The organism is Rhodoplanes sp., from assembly GCF_013377085.1.
Classification (GTDB): Bacteria; Pseudomonadota; Alphaproteobacteria; order Rhizobiales; family Xanthobacteraceae; genus Rhodoplanes.
On record NZ_JACAAX010000025.1, the window covers coordinates 18,679 to 36,077 of the forward strand.

Below are 17,399 nucleotides of genomic sequence, written 5' to 3' on the forward strand. Positions count from 1 at the left end.
GTCACGGCTCCTTGCGGCGGCCCATCAGATCGGGCGCGGAGAGGTCGGGCGAGTCCGGATCGTCCGGCAGGTCGGCGGGGGCGCCGACCACGCGGGCCGTCCAGGCGGTGACGAACGGCACCAGGATGGCCGTCACGACGACGCAGGCGGCGACCAGGATGGTGGCCGACTTGGCGGCCTCGGCATAGACCGGGTTGGAGGCCGCGATGATGGCCGGAACGGCGGCCGCGTTGCCGGCCGTCGACGCCGCCGCGACGCCGGCGACGCCGGTGCCGCCGGTCGCCCGGTCGATCAGGAACAGCGGGATGCCGGTGACGACCACCACGGCGACGCCGAGCCCGACGCCGAGCAGGCCTGCCTGCCAGACCTTGGTGAGGTCGAGGCCGGTGCCGAGCGCGAAGGCGAAGAACGGGATCATCACCGGCACGGCCTTGGCGAGGAAGTCGCGCATCTCGCGGTCGAGATTGCCGAGGATCATGCCGATCACCAGCGGCAGGATGCCGCCCACCAGGGTCTGCCAGGGGAAGGCCGAGAGGCCGGCGACCCCGAGCGTCACCATGGTCAGGAACGGCCCCGATTCGAGCGACATGATCGTGTAGGCGCCGACGTCGCGCGGCTTCCCGTATTGGCCCATCAGGGCCATGTAGAGCCCGCCATTGGTGTCGTTGAGGGCCGCCACCACGGCCAGCGTCGACAGGCCGGCGAACACGCCGCCGCTGATCGGCGCCTCGCCCAGCAGCCGGCCGAGCACCAGGCCGGCGACGATGCCCATGCCGATCTTCACGGCGAACAGGCTGCCGCCCTTCTTGAGGATGTAGGGCGTCGCCTTGAAGTCGATGCTGGCGCCCATGCAGACATAGAAGACCGCCAGGATGGTCAGCGCGCCGGTGAACAGCGCGCCGGTGAAGGACCCGAAGAACTTCGGCGTGTCGGGTGCGAGCGTCGCGATCACGGCGCCGAGCAGCAGCGGGACGATCATCATCCCGCCGGGCACGCTTTCGATGCCGCGCTTGATGGGCACTTGTTTCACGGTAATCCCCTTCTGATGACCGAAATGCGCAAAGTGGTCGGGGGTGTCACGCGATAGTCTGTCTAGCGACCCTAGAATTGCGCAATCTGCGCAATAATCAAGCGGTTTTGCGCAGGATGCGCGTTTCTACGGGGAACGTCATCATGCGCCGTCGGACAACGCGCAGGGCCGTGCTGCGATCCCTGCGCCCGCTGGTCGAGGACGCCTGACCGGACCGCCGGCCTGCTCCGTAGAAAATCAATGCTGACGCGCCCCGCCAGAGGAGAATAGTCTTCACGCTTCTTCGCTCCGGGGTCTCCATGTCCGCCATCGCCGAGCCGCACGCCGGGACAGACGACCGGCTGGCGCGTCGCAACGCCTTCGTTCTGGCCGCCGCGCAGGCGCTCGCCGGCGCCAATTCGGCCGTGGTGTTCGGCACGGCCGGCCTGGTCGGCACCATGCTGGCGCCCGACCCGGCGCTCGCCACCGTGCCGGTGAGCACCTTCGTGCTCGGCCTGTGGATCGGGACCCTGCCGGTCGGGGCGATCGCCAAGCGGTTCGGGCGGCTCGCCGCCTTCGAGGTCGGAACGCTGTTCGGCCTCGTCGCCGGCCTCTTGTGCGGCGCCGCCGTGATCTATGCCGCCTTTCCGCTGTTCTGTGTCGGCACGCTGTCGGGCGGCCTCTATGCGGCGGCCCACCAGTCCTACCGGTTCGCCGCGGCCGACACGGCGAGCGACGCGTTCAAGCCGAAGGCGGTGTCCTGGGTGCTGGCCGGCGGCGTCATGGCCGGGGTGTTCGGGCCGCAGCTCATCATCGCCACCAAGGACATGCTGCCCCAATACGCCTTCGCGGCGAGCTACCTGGCCCAGGCCGTGGTCGCCGTGGTGGCGGCGCTGGTCCTGCTGCTGGTGCGTTTCCCGCCGCCGCCGTCCGCCGAGGCCTCGCGGCGTGCCGGCACCGGACGGCCGCTGGTCGTGATCTTCCGCCAGCCGCGCCTGATCACGGCCGTGGTCTGCGGGCTCGCCAGCTACGCCAGCATGAACCTGATGATGACGGCGGCGCCGGTCGCCATGGTGGCGTGCAACCATTCGGTGACCGACGCGGCGCTGGGCCTGCAGTGGCACGTGATGGCCATGTACGCACCGAGCTTCGTCACCGGCTCGCTGATCGGGCGCTTCGGCACCGGCCGGGTGATCGCGGCCGGCCTCGCGCTCACGGCGGCGGCCGGCGCGGTCGGCTGGGCCGGCACCTCGCTCGCCCATTTCTGGACCGCCCTGATCCTGCTCGGGGTCGGCTGGAACTTCGCCTTCGTCGGCGCGACCGCGCTGGTGACCGTCTGCCATACCCCGGCCGAGCGCAACAAGGTCCAGGCCGTGAACGACTTCTTCGTCTTCGGCGCGATGGCGGTCGGCTCCTTCTCGTCCGGCGCCATGCTGGCCCGGCACGGCTGGCCGCTGGTCAACGAGGTCGTGCTCGGCGCCGTCCTGGCGACCGTGGTGCTGCTCGCCTGGATCGCCGTGGCGGGCCGGCTGCGGGTCGCCTCCGACGGCTGATTGCAAACTTCTGCGGGCTCGCCTCCGAGGCGGCAGTTTCGATTGCGTCGCAAAAAGCTTTTTGGCAATGTCCGCCCGCGGATTTTCGGGCGGCCGGCGTGGGAGCCGGCTGCGACATGCGCCCTGCCCGGGGCTCCCTGCCAATGATACAAATCGAGGGTCTTCAATGACAGCTTTGTGGGTCATCGTCCTTTGCGGGGCGCTATCGATCGTCTACGCGGTCTGGGCGATACGGTCCGTCATGGCGGCTGACGCCGGATCGGCCCGGATGCAGGAGATTGCCGGCGCCGTGCGCGAGGGCGCGCAGGCCTATCTCAAGCGGCAGTACACCTATATCAGCCTCGTCGGGGTCGTCATTTTCGGCCTGCTCGGCGTGTTCCTCGGCTGGTTCGTCGCCGTCGGCTTCGCCATCGGGGCGATCCTGTCGGGTGCGGCCGGCTTCATCGGCATGAACGTCTCGGTACGGGCGAACGTCCGCACCGCCCAGGCGGCGATCACCTCGCTCGCCGGCGGCCTCGACATGGCCTTCAAGGCGGGCGCCATCACGGGCCTGCTGGTGGCCGGCCTCGCGCTGCTCGGCGTGACGGTCTATTTCGGCTTCCTGACCGGCACGATGGGCTTCGCCCCCAACGACCGCATCGTGGTCGACGCCCTGGTGGCGCTCGGCTTCGGCGCCTCGCTGATCTCGATCTTCGCCCGTCTCGGCGGCGGCATCTTCACCAAGGGGGCCGACGTCGGCGGCGACATGGTGGGCAAGGTCGAGGCCGGTATCCCGGAGGATGATCCGCGCAACCCGGCCACCATCGCCGATAATGTCGGCGACAATGTCGGCGACTGCGCCGGCATGGCGGCCGACCTGTTCGAGACCTATGCGGTGACCACCGTCGCCACCATGGTGCTGGCCGCGATCTTCTTCGCCGGCACGCCCCTGCTGCTGCCGATGATGATCCTGCCGCTCGGCATCGGCGGCCTGTGCATCATCACCTCGATCATCGGCACCTTCTTCGTGAAGCTCGGCCCCAGCGAGTCGATCATGGGGGCGCTCTACAAGGGCTTCATCGCCACCGCGGTCCTGTCGCTGATCGGCATCGCCGGCGTCGTCGCCCTGCTGATCGGCTTCGGCCCGCTGCCGGGCGTCGGCTATTCCGGCTGGCACCTCTATGTCTGCGGCATCGCCGGCCTGGTCGTCACCGGCCTGATCATCTGGATCACCGAGTACTACACCGGCACCGACTTCCGCCCGGTGCAGACCATCGCCAAGGCTTCGGTGACGGGCCACGGCACCAACATCATCCAGGGCCTCGCCGTCTCGCTCGAGGCGACGGCGCTGCCCACCATCGTGATCATCGCCGGCATCCTGGTCACCTACGGGCTCGCCGGCCTGTTCGGCATCGCGGTCGGCGTCACCACCATGCTGTCGCTCGCCGGCTTCGTGGTCGCCCTCGACGCCTTCGGCCCGGTCACCGACAATGCCGGCGGCATCGCCGAGATGGCGGGTCTGCCCAAGGAGGTGCGCAAGTCGACCGACGCGCTCGACGCGGTCGGCAACACCACCAAGGCGGTCACCAAGGGCTACGCGATCGGCTCGGCCGGCCTCGGCGCCCTGGTGCTGTTCGCCGCCTACAACGAGGATCTCAAGTACTTCATCGGCAATCCGGCGCAGCACCCGTACTTCGCCGGGGTCAAGCTCGACTTCGCGCTGACCAACCCCTACGTGACGGTCGGCCTCCTGTTCGGCGGACTGCTGCCCTATCTGTTCGGCTCCATGGGCATGATGGCTGTCGGCCGGGCCGCCTCGGCGATCGTCGAGGAGGTGCGCCGCCAGTTCCACGAGCATCCCGGCATCATGCTGGGCACCGAGCGTCCGGACTACGGCCGCGCCGTCGACCTGCTGACCAAGGCCGCCATCAAGGAGATGGTGATCCCGTCGCTCTTGCCGGTGCTGTCGCCGATCGTCGTCTACTTCGCCATCTACGTGATCGCCGGGGGTGGGGCGGCCGGCAAGTCGGCGGCCTTCTCGACGGTCGGCGCGATGCTCTTGGGCGTGATCGTCACCGGCCTGTTCGTCGCCATCTCGATGACGTCGGGCGGCGGCGCCTGGGACAATGCCAAGAAGTACATCGAGGACGGCCATTACGGCGGCAAGGGCTCGGAGGCCCACAAGGCCTCGGTGACGGGCGACACCGTCGGCGACCCCTACAAGGACACGGCGGGCCCCGCCGTGAACCCGATGATCAAGATCACCAACATCGTGGCGCTGCTGCTGCTGGCGATCCTCGCCCACTGACGCACGCACGAGCCTGACACGACGAAGCCCCGCGGAGCAATCCGCGGGGCTTTTTTTCATTCCTCCTGTCATGGCCGGGCTTGACCCGGCCATCCATCAACCTGCGGAAAAGCAAGCCTTTTTTCGAGATGGATACGCGGGTCGAGCCCGCGTATGACGAGTCGGGAATATGTGACGGCCGGTATAATCGCCCTACGCCGTCGCCCGGAACGCCGCGGCGAGCCCCCGGAGCGCGTCGCGGCCGGCGCGGTCGGTGACGGCCGCGTGCAGCACGACGTCACGGCGGGGCAGGGGCGGCAGGCCGAGGGCAGGGCCGAGGTCGATCGTCCCGGGCGGGGCGACGCGGCGCGCGAGCGCCGCCACGGCGAGCCCGGCCGCGACCGCCGCCCCGATGGTCGCAACTCCGCCGCCGACGAACACCTCGGTCCATGGGATGCCGGCCGCCGCCAGCGCCTTGATGGCCATGATCCGCACGCTGCACGGCTCCGCCTGGGCGGCGAGGCGCAGCGGCTCGCCGTCGCGGCGGACGAAGTCGGGGGCGCCGATCCAGCCGAACGAATCGGTGAGCAGCAGCTCGCCGCCGCGGCGGCCGTCGTCGTGCTGCAGCACCACGGCGGCGTCGAGGGCGCCGCGGTCGAGCTCGGCGAGCAGGTCGAGCGACGAGTCGACCCGCATCTCCAGCACGACGCCGGGCGCCGTCTCGCCGAGGCGGCGGAGCAGCCGGGGCAGCTCGGCGCCGACCACATGATGGCTGATGCCGACCACCAGACGGCGGTGCGCCGGCACGAAGGCGCCGACGGCGCGCTCGTGCGCCGCGACCAGCTCGCGGGCGGGATCGAGAAACGCCTGGCCGTCGGCCGACAGCCGCACCAGCCGCGGCGTGCGCTCGATCAGCCGGCGGCCGAGCCGCGCCTCCAGGCGCTTGAGCTTGAGGCTGACGGCCGACTGGGTCGTGTCCATCGCCTCGGCCGCGCGGGTGAAGCTCTTGAGGTCGGCGATCAGCACGAAGGTGCGGACACTGTCCACGTCGAGCAGGGCAGGGATTATCATTTCAATCCGTTATCTCAGGAATCTTCTTACATTGTATTCCAAAATCATGGTGCAGGCGATAGCGTTTCGGCATCCGTCAACCAGAGAGCGAGACAACACCATGCCGCTGACCCGCGTGTCCCTCCGTCGAGGCAAGCCCGCCGCCTATCGCAAGGCCATCCTGGACGGCCTCTACGCCGCCATGCACGAAACCTTCACGGTGCCGGAGGGCGACCGCTTCATGCTCGTGAGCGAGCACGACGCCGACGACTTCGACTACGGCCCCGACTATTTCGGCATTCACCGCAGCGACGACCTCGTCATCATCCAGCTCACGGTCAGCAACACCCGCACGTTCGCCCAGAAGCAGGCGCTGTTCCGGCGAATCGTCGAGCGCCTCGGCGAGAACCCCGGCGTGCGGCCCGAGGACGTCTTCATCAACTTGGTCGAGGTGGCGGCGGAGAACTGGTCTTTCGGCTACGGCGACGCCCAGTACGCCAAGCCGGCCCCACAGGAGGCGTGAACGGGCGCGGCCACCGCTTGAGCGATTGACGAGGTCTTGCGGACAAAGGTCTGACGAATAATGGATTTATACGGGTTTCAAGCCCACGTCATGGCCGCGCTCGTCGCGGCCATCCGCGTTTTTGACGCCGATCGAAGGCAAGACCTGAGACCGTGGGTGGCCGGCCAAGCCCGGGCATGACCAGGGAAGGCCCGGTCGAGGCAAACCGAGGGTGAGTTCAGCGTTGGCTCAGAACCACTTCAACGCCTTGAACATGTAGGCGATGTAGTTCAGCTCCTGGCCGGCCGCCGGGGTGGTGCGGCTGACGAAGTCGAAGATGCGGCCGTCCTTGATGCCGTAATTGGCGAGGCGCTCGACCTTGCGGTTGCGGTCGAAATAGACCGCGATGACGCGCCGGTCGACCTCCTTCTGGGGCAGGAACGAGGTCTGCTCGGCGCGCTGCGAGATGTAATAGAACACCTCGCCCGAAACGGTGGCGACCGTCGAGGGGGTGCCGAGCACGATCAGCACCTGCTCCTGAGAGGCGCCGAGCGGGATCTGCTCGAGCGCACCCTCGGGCACGATATAGCCGCGCTGATAGGTCTGGGTGAGGCAGCCGCCGAGCAGCAACCCGAGCGCGAGCACGGCCGCCGCGGCGCGCGCCGTCCTGGCGCGCGAGACGAGAGCGCGGGAGACGAGAGCACGCGGGCCGAAGGCCCGCGACGCGACGGCGCGCAAAATCTTGCCGGTCCGCTGGCTGATGGTCTGACCCACGACGTCCCCCTTCGGCCCGCCCCCGGGCGTAGCGCGCAGGCGCTCAGAACACAATCTGGCGCAGACGCACAGAACACAAGTGCACGGCGACCAGCATGAGACGCGCCCCGAGCGCCCCGCGCAAAACTCATCGGCCGGCGTTCCCGCCGGCGGAGTCCCGCCACGCATCGCACCATTGTCGCGCTCTATGGCGCGATCGTGGCATATCAAGCGCTTCGGGCCCATATCGCAGATGCCGTGGCGGCCCGGCCGGCCGCGCGGTCGTCGCCTCGGTGGTCGTGCGAATCGCGCTGTATGTGGTGAGAGGCGCCTGTAAAAGGAGTGTTGGCCATGTCGAAGCCGGATCGACCCTGGAGCGTGCCGGTGCGAATCGAGGAGGTTCCGGAGGGGGGCCTCACCAAGACCTTGTCGGCCGATGCGGGCGTGCGCGAGGCGGTGGCGCGGCTCGGCGGCCTCACCGGCCTGCCGCGCTTCGAGGCGTCGTTCGATCTCGCCCGGCAGGGCCGCGGCCTGCATGTGACCGGCACCGTGACGGCGACGGCCGGCCAGACCTGCGTCGTCACGCTGGAGCCGATGGAGAGCGAGATCGCCGAGCCGGTCGACCTCGTCTTCAGCCCGGACGCACCGGCCGAGGAGGCCGGTCCGCCGCGCGATCCCGAGGCCGCCGACCCGCCCGAGCCGCTCGTCAACGGGGTCGTCGATCTCGGCGCCATCGCCACCGAGTTCGTGCTGCTCGGCGTCGATCCCTATCCGCGCAAGCAGGGCGTCGTGTTCGAGGCCCCCGACGCCGGACAGCCGGAACCGGGGCCGTTCGCCGCACTCGCGGCCCTCAAAGCCAAGGGGGGACAAGGCGGTGGAGCCAGCGGTGGACCCGGCGACTAGTCCGCCGAGGCATGTCGCAGCATACACGGCGCATCGGTGATTTAAGCGATTGTCACAGGGCGCGGACGAGGTATTGTCGCCGCCTCCGTAACCCAGCGACTGGTCCGCGTCGGCCGGTCTAAAGGCGCGGTTTCGCGCCGCCCGCCAACGTCGGTTCATGTCTCAGAAGGTTTGCATCGCGCTGGACGCCATGGGGGGGGACCACGGAGCCGCGGTGGTGATCGCGGGCGCCGATATCTCCCTGAGCCGGCATCCGGATACCAGCTTCATCCTGGTCGGCGACCAGGCCGTGATCGGGCCATTGCTCGACAGCCGGCCGGCGCTGAAGGCGGCGTCGCGCGTCGTCCACACCGATGTCGCCGTCAAGATGGACGAGAAGCCGAGCCAGGCGCTGCGCCATGGCCGCTGGCGGTCGTCCATGTGGCTCGCCATCGACGCCGTGAAGAAGGGCGAGGCGCACGTCACCGTCTCGGCCGGCAACACCGGCGCCCTGATGGCGATGTCGAAGTTCCACCTGCGGATGATGCCCGGGGTGTCGCGGCCGGCGATCGCCTGCCTGTGGCCGACCACGCGGGGCGAATCGATCGTGCTCGACGTCGGCGCCTCGATCGGGGCCGACGTGCAGCACCTCGTGCAGCTCGCCATCATGGGCAGCGCCATGGCGAGCGTGGTGTTCGACCTCGAGCGTCCGACCGTCGGGCTGCTCAATGTCGGCGTCGAGGAGGTCAAGGGGCTCGAGGAGATCCGCGGCGCCAGCCAGGTGCTGCGCGAGACCGCCTGCAGCCACATGGACTTCAAGGGGTTCGTCGAGGGCGACGACATCGGCCGCGGAACCGTGGACGTGGTCGTCACCGAAGGATTCACCGGCAACATCGCCTTGAAGACCGCCGAGGGGACGGCTAAACAGCTTGCCTCGTATCTCAAGAGCGCGATGAGCCGCACCCTCGCGGCCAAGATCGGTTACCTCTTCGCGCGACAAGCCTTCAAGACCCTCAGGGACAAAATGGACCCGCGCAAGGTCAATGGCGGCGTCTTCCTCGGCCTCAACGGCGTGGTGATCAAGAGCCACGGCGGCACCGACGCGGAAGGGTTCGCGGCGGCCGTCGACCTCGGCTACGACATGGCGCGCTACGAGCTGCTGGGGAAGATCCGCAGGACGCTCGGGCAGACGGCCCCCACCGCGGTGGCCGGAGAGGTGGCTTCGTGAGTATCACCCGTTCGATCGTTCTCGGCTGCGGCAGCTATCTGCCGGCCCGCACGCTCACCAATGCCGAGCTGGCCGGCATGGTCGACACCAGCGACGACTGGATCGTGCAGCGCACCGGCATCCGCGAGCGCCATATCGCAGCCGACGGCGAGTTCACCTCGGATCTCGCCGTCCATGCCGCGCGCGACGCGCTCGCCGCCGCCGGCCTCGAGCCGCAGGCGATCGACCTGATCATTCTGGCGACCGCGACGCCGGACCACACTTTTCCGGCCAGCGCCGTGACGGTTCAGGCCCAGCTCGGCATCACCCAGGGCGCCGCCTTCGACTTGCAGGCGGTGTGCTCGGGCTTCGTGTTCGCGATCGCCACGGCCGACAGCCTGCTGCGCACGGGTGGATTCAAGCGCGCGCTGGTGATCGGCTCGGAGACCTTCACCCGCATCCTCGACTGGAAGGACCGCACCACCTGCGTGATCTTCGGCGACGGGGCCGGGGCCGTGGTGCTCGAGGCCGCCCCGCAGGCCGGCACCCTGGCGGACCGCGGCGTGCTCGGCGCCAAGATGCGCTCGGACGGGCGCCACAAGAGCAAGCTCTATGTCGACGGCGGCCCGTCGACCACCGGCACGGCCGGCTATCTGCGCATGGAGGGCAAGGAGGTCTTCCGCCACGCCGTGACGATGATCACGGGCGCGGTCGAGGACGTGCTGGCCGAGACCGGCACCAAGGCGACCGACATCGACTGGTTCGTGCCGCACCAGGCCAATCAGCGGATTATCGACGGCTGCGCCCACAGGCTCGGGGTGTCGCGCGACAAGATCGTCTCCACGGTCGACCGCCACGGCAACACCTCGGCGGCCTCGATTCCGCTCGCCCTGCACACCGCCGTCACCGACGGCCGCATCAAGCAGGGCGATCTGGTGATGATCGAGGCGATGGGCGGCGGCTTCACCTGGGGCGCCGCGCTGATCCGCTGGTGACCCGACGGTTCGGTCCTGGTCCTGCAGTGGCGAGGCACGCCGACGCCGTCGTGCGTGGTCGCTCGACTCGACGGCGAACCGGTGCCGCGCCGCCGCAACATCCTCCACCGTCATCGAAATGACCGTTCAAATCTTCTGTCGCCCCGTTGACCCCGGGCGCCGAAGCTCATATCGTTGTAAATTCAGTAACATATAAAAGTCTATGGGTAGGCGCTGGGGCCACGATGAGCGCGAAGACAGTAACTCGGGCGGACCTTTGCGAGGCCGTTTACCAGAGGTTGGGGCTTTCCCGCACCGAATCGGCCGCATTGGTCGAGCTGGTGCTCAAGGAGATCACCGATTGCCTCGAGCGGGGCGAGACGGTGAAGCTCTCCTCGTTCGGATCGTTCGTCGTCCGCAAGAAAGGCCAGCGGATCGGACGTAATCCGAAGACCGGCAAGGAAGTGCCGATCTCGCCGCGGCGCGTGATGGTGTTCAAGCCGTCGGCCATTCTCAAGCAGCGGATCAACGCGGACGGCGCCGAGGCGTGACGGCGCGCGCGGCGGAGGAACGGCCGTGAACAAGGCGCCCGAAGCGTTCCGCACCATCAGCGAGGTGGCGGAGGATCTCGCGCTTCCGCAGCATGTTCTGCGATTTTGGGAGAGCCGGTTTCCGCAGGTCCGCCCGATGAAGCGCGGCGGCGGTAGGCGCTATTATCGTCCCGACGACGTCGACCTGCTGCGCGGCATCCGCCATCTTCTCTACGGCGAGGGCTACACGATTCGCGGCGTCCAACGCATCCTGCGCGAGCAGGGCGGCCGCTTCGTGCAGACCGTCTGGCAGGAGGGCGCGCCGCAGCCCGAGCGCATCCCGGAGATCGACGGCACCGAGACCGAGGGCGCCGTCGAGGAGATCGCGGCGGCCGCCGATCTCGACGACGCGGTGGAGTGCGATTCGGATTTGTCGGCCGGGGGCGAGGCGAAGCCGGAGCTCGATGCCGACCCCTATGGGCGGCGCGAGCCATCCTTCGGTCCGGCACATGGTTCAGCCTCTGGACCGCGGCGGGCGGCGCCGCTCGCGGCGGCATCCGCCGGCGCCGCATCCCACGGAGCCGCATCGGGTGCGGCCGTGCGCGAGCCCGTTGTCGATCCCGCTGCCGCGGGCGATCCCGCCGCCGCGGGCGAAGCCGTGCCGGCGCGCGACAGAACCGCCGATGCCGTTGCGACCGCGCCGCCCGGCCTGTCGGCGGCCGACCGCGAACGGCTCGCCGCCGTGCTGGCCAATCTCGAAGCCTGCCGCGGCCGCCTGGCCGGCGCGCTGGCGGAGACCGGGCCGGCGCCCTAAAAGGGACCGGCCCAAACGCCCGACGGCGGGGCGGGGCCCGACCGATCCAGCATGACCGATCCGACCTACGCGTATCGCGCGCATCCCTTCACGTCCGAGAGAGTTTTCCGTCTGGAGCCCGAGGGGCTGGCCTGGACCGAGGGCGGCCGGCCGCGGGCGCTCGCCTTCGCGGACGTCGTGGCGGTGAAAATCTATCTCGAGCGCATCCCGGGCTCCTCGGCCTCCTACTGGGCCTGCGTGCTGTACGGGCGCGACGGTGGCCGCCTCAAGCTCGGCGCGGCGCATCGGACCGGGCTGTTTTCCGTCGAGAATCGCTCGGCCGCCTATCTGCCCTTCATCCACGCGGTGACGACGCGGCTCGATGCGTTGCGGCCCGGCCTGCCGCACCGCGAGCATAAGAGCCTGTTGGAAAAGCTCGAGACCGGCGTCGGCCTTGCCGGCGTCGGCGTCCTGCGGCTGCTGCGGCGGCTCGATCTCGGCCGCACGGCGGCGGCGGCCGGCTGGCTCCTGCGCAAGGTCGGGCCGCGCCTGAAGGGACACCGCGTGGCCGGCGAGCAGCTCGCCATGGTGTTCCCGGACATGACCGCGGCCGAGCGCGCCACGACGCTCGACGGCATGTGGGACAATTTCGGCCGGCTGTTCATCGAATACGCCCATCTCGACCGGCTGTGGGACTACGACTGGCGCGACCCGCGGCCGGGCGGCCGCATCGAGGTCGACGCGGCGACGCGAGCGACCCTGCTGCGGCTGCGCGATGATCCGCGGCCGGCCCTGATGTTCACCGGCCATCTCGCCAACTGGGAGGTGGTGCCGCTCGGTGCCGGCACCATCGGGCGCGACATCTCGGTGGTGTTTCGGGCGCCGCGCATCGGCCCCTTCGTGCGCGAGATGATCCGGGCCCGCGAGGCGGGCGGCAGCCACGTGATCGCGGCCGGGCCCGACACGCCGCTGCGCATCCGCGAGGCGCTGCGGCAGAACCGGCTGGTCGGCATGCTGGTCGACCAGCACTACGCCCGCGGCATCGACGTCACGTTTTTCGGGCGGACCTGCAAGGTCAATCCGATGCTGGCCCGCTTCGCCCGCATGTTCGACTGCCCGATCTATGGGGCGCGCGTGGTGCGCCTGCCGGACGAGCGCTTCCGCTTCGAGCTGGTCGGGCCGATCGAGCCGCCGCGCGAGGCCGATGGGCAGGTCGACATTGCCGCCACCATGCAGCGCATCACCGGCGTGATCGAGGAGTGGGTACGTCAGCACCCCGAGCAGTGGCTGTGGCTGCACCGCCGCTGGCGGTGACACCGGTCGTCGCTGTCCTCGGCCTTCATCGTCATGGCCGGGCTTGACCCGGCCATCCATCAAGCTACGGAAAAGAAGTCTTTTCTCGAGATGGATACGCGGGTCGAGCCCGCGTATGACGAGTCGGAATAGGTGACGGCCGGTATCAGTGCGCGGTGAACACCGGGATCTCGGCGTGGGTGAGGATGTGGCGGGTGGTGCCGCCGAAGATCATCTGGCGCAGGCGGCTCTGGGTGTAGGCGCCCTTGACGATGAGGTCGCAGCCGAGCCGCTGGGCATGATCCAGGATGGTCGGTCCGGCGGTGCGGTTGTCGCCGCCCTTGGAGGTGAGCAGATTCGGCTTGATGCCGTGCAGCGCCAGATTGCCGGCGAGCTGCTCGGCCGTCGGGCCCGGCACCACGGCACCCTCGACCGTCAGGATGGTGACATGCTCGGCGCGGGCCAGGAACGGCATCGCGAAGGCGGTGGCGCGGGCCTGCTCGGTCGAGCCGTTCCAGGCGACCAGGATGTGCCGGCCGACCGCGGCCGGGGGTTTCGAGGGCGCCAGCAGCACCGGGCGGCCGCTCTCGAACAGGCCGGCCTCGAACGTGCTCATGTGCGGCCCCTGCGGGTCGGTGCTCGGGCGGCCCATCACGATCAGGTCGAAGATGCGGCCGTAATGGCCGACGAAATTGTCGCCCTCGGGGGCGTCGTCGAGCCAGCCCCAGCTCGGCGCCGTCTGGGGCAGACGCGGCGTTCCGGCGGGCGGAGCGGCCGGAACGGCGTTCTCGCGCATGAATTGCTCGAACAGGTCGCGCGACTGGCGCGCCGCTTCGGCATTCTCCTCCTCGAAGAAGGCGAGCGAGGCGGAGGGCGCGACGTCCATGGCGACCACGGTCGGCACCGACACCCGCACGGCAAATCCTTCGAGATGACTGCCGAACGTCTTGGCCACCAGGAGTGCAGTCGTCAGGGTCGACCGCATGGAATCGTTCGGCTCGGTCGGCACGAGAAGTGTTTTCATGGCGGCTGGCTCTCTTTGCGCCTGTTGCGAACGCGTGGGCCTGCCATCGCGTTCGGTGAGGTACCGATCGTCCGTTCCGCGCGATCGATGCGCGACACGAATAGGCCGGAACGCGGGTGCCTGTCGAGCATGCCGCAGCGGTTGCGGGCCGGGGCGCTCGGCCGCAGGGGGGATAGGGGCGCGGGTCCGATGGGCCATTCGCCGGCGTGATGGTGGGTGGCGGGGCCCCCTCACGCGCTGGCGGAGGGGCGCGCGGCGCCCGTCAACCAGCGCGAGCGGATCGGGAGCCGGCGCAGGCGATGACGAGCGATGAGCCGGCGCGCGGCACCCCTCGCGGCGCCTAGCGGGCGAGCCGGACGACGGCGCCGAAGAGAGGTGATCGGACGATCCGGTTCGGACGCGCCGTGGCGGTGCGTGGTCGTGATCACGTCACGCCGTGATCATGCCGTTGACGGCGAAAGTCATTATCATACCAAGTTCCAGAACCTCCGACCCGTCATGGCCGGGACGAGCGTTGCCATGAGCAGGGAGGTGAGTTGGCGCAAATGAAGGCTGGTATCAGATCCCGCGGGTATCAGTTCGCGAGGCGATCGGTTCGCGAGGCGATCAGTTCGTGATGAAACCAGTTCGTTAGGCAATCAGTTCTCGCCGTCGTCGGATCGGTCGTGATCAGCTCGTGTCGTGATCAGATCGGCTGCATCAGATCGGCTGCGCAGCAGACAACAAAAAACGCTCGATGCTTTCGCATGAGCGCTCATACATCAGACATATCGAAATCAGAGAAAGGCGGAAGCGGTCGAGGTTGGGCTTTGCCTCACTGATGCAGCCCTATGAGACCGCTTCCGACTTATCCGTTGTGGGGGAAGCCGCTACGCTGAGGCCCCAACGATGGCCGGAGCGATTTTCGCGGCCTTGCGAGCCCGGTGGCATTTCACCTCCTGCTCTCCGCGCCGGTCGTCCAGTGTCTGACGGATCAGTGTTCTGGTGGCCCGGCTCATTGTCTGCTTCCCCGGATCGTCGGATCAGTGGATCACCAAACCCGCGTCGAAGCTGACGATTAGATGGTCGCGCTGTTGTCATGCTTTGTCAAGCGGTCACGAATCGCGCGGTGAATTTCTTGTTGCGGTCTTCCGTCGATGTCGCGCACGGCGCGGCTGTGGCGGTGCAGCACGCCGGCGCCGGCTCGACGTCACGGCCAGCTAACATGCGCGCCGCAAGCTCGTGTCTCGCAAGCGCGCGGCTCGCGATCTCACGCCGTCAGCATCGGCGCGATGCTCGAGACGATGCGTGGATCGGTCGGCTCGACCGCGGAGGCGAAGGCGGCGGCGATGCGGCCGTCGCGGTCGATCAGATATTTGTGAAAGTTCCAGCGCGGCGTATCGCGCGGCCGTTCGATCGCGGCCCAACGGTAGAACGGATGGGCGTCGGGGCCGCGCACCGCCGTCTTGGTGCCGATCGGAAACGTCACGCCGTAGCGGTGCGTCGTGTGGTCGATGCTCGCCGCATCGCCCGGCTCCTGGCTGCCGAAGTCGTCGCTGGGGACGCCGATCACCAGAAGGCCGCGCGGCCCGTAGCGCGTCCACAGCGCCTCGAGGCCGGAATATTGCGGCGTGTAACCGCACAGCGAGGCGGTGTTGACGATCAGGATCGGCTTGCCCGCATGGGCGATCAGCCGGATGTCCTCGCCGTTCGGGCGCGCGAAGGCGTGCACCCAGGTGTTGGCGCGGCTGCTGTCGGCCGCCTGCGCGACGGCCGCCGCTCCGACGATCGATGCCGCCACCGCCGGCGCGGCCAGCGCAGCCGCCCCGGCGAGCACGCGACGACGATCGATGGACATCGGCTTCTCCTCCGAAGGCTCGGTCGTCCGAAGGCTCGGTCGTCCGCAGCCTCGGAAGCGACAAGGCGCCGCCGAAGCCGGCCGCGGCGTCGCCGGCGTTCAGTCGGTCGCGCCGAGCTGGCCGACGGCGTCGTGATGCAGGTCGCCGATCTTCTCGCTGATGGTGGTGCGCGACGTCGGCACGCCGGCGCGGTTGAGATCGTACCAGAGCTTGTGCACGATCGCGTCGCTGCCGCACACGGTGCCGGTGGCGTGCACCTCGGCGGCGTAGATCGTCAGCGTGTCGTCGCGCAGGTGCATGAGACGCCCGGCCCACAGCCCGGCGAGCGCATTGCGGCGCGCCACGATGCTGTCGCGGGTGTCGGCCTCGGGGCACCAGTGACGGGCGGTGGCGCGGCGGGCAATGGCTTCGACCTGTGTCGTCATTCGGCATCTCCTTTGTGTGGCCGTCCGGACGTTCGAGCGTCTTCTCCCTCGCCGGGTTCGAGGCCGTCGCGACGAAGCGGCGACGGGCCGACCGGCGGTGCGGATCGGTACAACTACCTAACTGGCTGGGGCCGGCCTGTCCATAGGGGCGGGAATCGTGGGCTGCTTGCACGGTGGGGCTGTGGGATCGTGGGCGATTGGGACTGGACCGCACCGGCGCGTCGAACCGCCGCGGCTGGGCCGTGCACCAACCCTCGGTCGCAGGTCTGCGGACGAGGGAGAGCCCCGCGGCGAAAGGCGGGCCGCGCACCGGCGCGGGTGGAGCAGCACAAGGAGGACATGCCATGACGACGAGGACGAGAAAGACGAGGCTGCTGGCGATGGGTGTCGTGCTCGCGGCAGTCGGCGGCGTGACGGCGGCGAGCGCCCAGGGCGAGTATCGCGGCACGCCGTCCCAGCAGCGGGCCTGCCGGCCCGACGTGTTCCGCCTCTGCGCCGGCGAGATCCCGAACGTGCGCGCCATCACGGCCTGCCTGGCGGCCCGGATCAGCCGGCTGAGCCCGGATTGCCGCACCGTCTTCGAGGCCGCCGGCTACAAGTAGTCGCGCCGTCACCGGCGATCGACGAGACCCTGCCGCGCGTCGACACATCGTCCGGCTTGTTCGAACCCCGCATCCCACCTATTTCGGGGGCGGGGGAACGGACGGCATGGACACGGCGAGTCTCGAGGCGGTCGACGAGCGGATGATGCGGCGGGCGATCTCGCTCGGCGCCGGCGGCGGACGGCGCGAGCTGCCGTTCGCCTGCGTGATCTGCCGCGACGAGGAGGTCATCGCCGAGTCGACCAACGCGGTGCGCCGCGACCAGGACGTCACGCGCCATGCCGAGATCGTCGCCATGGCGCAGGCGCGCCGCGTGCTCGGCCGGCGCAGCCTCGCCGGCTGCACGCTCTACACCACGGTCGAGCCCTGCGCGATGTGTGCTTTCGCAATCCGCGAGTCGCGGGTCGCCCGCGTCGTCTATGCGTTGCGCTCCCCCATGATGGGCGGCCACTCGAAGTGGAACATCCTCGACGATCCTGGGCTGTCGCGGTCGATGCCCGAGGTGTTCGGCGCGCCGCCCGACGTGCGGCCGGACGTGCTGGCGCGCGACGTCGAGCGCGGCTGGTTCGCCTGGAACCCGCTGGTCTGGGGCATCATCCGCATGCGCGGTTGCTTCGCGGTCCATCACGGCGCGCCACCGCCGTCCGGCCGCGGGCGTCGTCGCACGCTGCGCTCGTTCCTTCCGGGGTTTTGAAGCG

Annotated in this window: 17 protein-coding genes; 11 read left to right on the top strand and 6 right to left on the bottom strand. The window is 69.3% G+C overall.

From position 1 onward, the window contains the following. Position 1 precedes the first annotated feature (1 nt). Positions 2-1,030, bottom strand: coding sequence for a 2-keto-3-deoxygluconate permease (locus tag HXX10_RS17430; protein ID WP_296524065.1), 1,029 nt, complete (start codon positions 1,028-1,030; stop codon positions 2-4). 299 nt (positions 1,031-1,329) lie between these two features. On the opposite strand from HXX10_RS17430, the gene HXX10_RS17435 reads away from it, so the two are divergent. Both HXX10_RS17435 and HXX10_RS17440 read left to right on the top strand, forming a co-directional pair. After that, on the top strand, positions 1,330-2,562 hold the full coding sequence (locus HXX10_RS17435; protein ID WP_296524066.1) for an MFS transporter: 1,233 nt from the start codon (positions 1,330-1,332) through the stop codon (positions 2,560-2,562). A gap of 166 nt (positions 2,563-2,728) precedes the next feature. Further along, positions 2,729-4,849 (top strand): sodium-translocating pyrophosphatase, encoded by a 2,121-nt coding sequence (locus HXX10_RS17440; protein WP_296524067.1) that lies wholly within the window; start codon positions 2,729-2,731, stop codon positions 4,847-4,849. Positions 4,850-5,041: 192 nt separating this feature from the next. On the opposite strand, the gene HXX10_RS17445 is transcribed toward HXX10_RS17440, so the two are convergent. Further along, positions 5,042-5,899 (bottom strand): LysR family transcriptional regulator, encoded by an 858-nt coding sequence (locus HXX10_RS17445; RefSeq protein WP_296524068.1) that lies wholly within the window; start codon positions 5,897-5,899, stop codon positions 5,042-5,044. 100 nt (positions 5,900-5,999) lie between these two features. Here HXX10_RS17445 and HXX10_RS17450 point away from each other — a divergent pair, with 100 nt between their 5' ends. Beyond that, entirely contained in the window at positions 6,000-6,401 is a 402-nt protein-coding gene (locus HXX10_RS17450; protein WP_296524069.1) for a tautomerase family protein, read from the top strand. A 228-nt stretch (positions 6,402-6,629) separates the two neighbouring features. Here HXX10_RS17450 and HXX10_RS17455 read toward each other — a convergent pair whose 3' ends face one another. Further along, the gene (locus HXX10_RS17455) at positions 6,630-7,118 is read right to left on the bottom strand and encodes an outer membrane protein assembly factor BamE (protein WP_296524125.1); all 489 of its coding nucleotides are present in this window, start codon (positions 7,116-7,118) and stop codon (positions 6,630-6,632) included. Positions 7,119-7,484: 366 nt separating this feature from the next. Here HXX10_RS17455 and HXX10_RS17460 point away from each other — a divergent pair, with 366 nt between their 5' ends. The 6 genes from HXX10_RS17460 to HXX10_RS17485 all read left to right on the top strand — a co-directional run bounded on the left by HXX10_RS17460 (position 7,485) and on the right by HXX10_RS17485 (position 12,833). Next, entirely contained in the window at positions 7,485-8,036 is a 552-nt protein-coding gene (locus tag HXX10_RS17460) for a DUF177 domain-containing protein (RefSeq protein ID WP_296524070.1), read from the top strand. 157 nt (positions 8,037-8,193) lie between these two features. After that, entirely contained in the window at positions 8,194-9,243 is a 1,050-nt protein-coding gene (gene plsX / locus HXX10_RS17465) for a phosphate acyltransferase PlsX (protein ID WP_296524071.1), read from the top strand. After that, positions 9,240-10,217, top strand: a complete 978-nt coding sequence (locus HXX10_RS17470) for a beta-ketoacyl-ACP synthase III (protein WP_296524072.1) — start codon at positions 9,240-9,242, stop codon at positions 10,215-10,217. The genes plsX and HXX10_RS17470 overlap by 4 nt, the downstream gene beginning before the upstream one ends. Positions 10,218-10,441: 224 nt before the next feature. Further along, a complete protein-coding gene (locus HXX10_RS17475; RefSeq protein ID WP_296524073.1) occupies positions 10,442-10,747 on the top strand; it encodes an integration host factor subunit alpha in 306 nt (101 codons plus the stop codon). A 25-nt stretch (positions 10,748-10,772) separates the two neighbouring features. Beyond that, complete coding sequence (locus HXX10_RS17480) at positions 10,773-11,540, top strand: MerR family transcriptional regulator (protein ID WP_296524074.1); 768 nt, start codon at positions 10,773-10,775, stop codon at positions 11,538-11,540. Between the two features lie 51 nt (positions 11,541-11,591). Then, positions 11,592-12,833 carry a lipid A biosynthesis lauroyl acyltransferase gene (locus tag HXX10_RS17485; RefSeq protein WP_296524075.1) on the top strand — a complete coding sequence of 414 codons (1,242 nt, stop codon included), beginning with the start codon at positions 11,592-11,594 and terminating at the stop codon, positions 12,831-12,833. Positions 12,834-12,978: 145 nt separating this feature from the next. Here HXX10_RS17485 and HXX10_RS17490 read toward each other — a convergent pair whose 3' ends face one another. The 3 genes from HXX10_RS17490 to HXX10_RS17500 form a co-directional block, all read right to left on the bottom strand. Next, on the bottom strand, positions 12,979-13,836 hold the full coding sequence (locus HXX10_RS17490) for a universal stress protein (RefSeq protein WP_296524076.1): 858 nt from the start codon (positions 13,834-13,836) through the stop codon (positions 12,979-12,981). Between the two features lie 1,249 nt (positions 13,837-15,085). After that, on the bottom strand, positions 15,086-15,673 hold the full coding sequence (locus tag HXX10_RS17495; protein ID WP_296524077.1) for a glutathione peroxidase: 588 nt from the start codon (positions 15,671-15,673) through the stop codon (positions 15,086-15,088). A 99-nt stretch (positions 15,674-15,772) separates the two neighbouring features. After that, positions 15,773-16,099 (bottom strand): ATPase inhibitor subunit zeta, encoded by a 327-nt coding sequence (locus HXX10_RS17500; RefSeq protein WP_296524078.1) that lies wholly within the window; start codon positions 16,097-16,099, stop codon positions 15,773-15,775. A gap of 380 nt (positions 16,100-16,479) precedes the next feature. On the opposite strand from HXX10_RS17500, the gene HXX10_RS17505 reads away from it, so the two are divergent. Both HXX10_RS17505 and HXX10_RS17510 read left to right on the top strand, forming a co-directional pair. Next, complete coding sequence (locus HXX10_RS17505; protein ID WP_367141996.1) at positions 16,480-16,701, top strand: hypothetical protein; 222 nt, start codon at positions 16,480-16,482, stop codon at positions 16,699-16,701. Positions 16,702-16,807: 106 nt separating this feature from the next. Further along, a complete protein-coding gene (locus tag HXX10_RS17510) occupies positions 16,808-17,395 on the top strand; it encodes a nucleoside deaminase (RefSeq protein WP_296524080.1) in 588 nt (195 codons plus the stop codon). Positions 17,396-17,399: the final 4 nt, after the last annotated feature.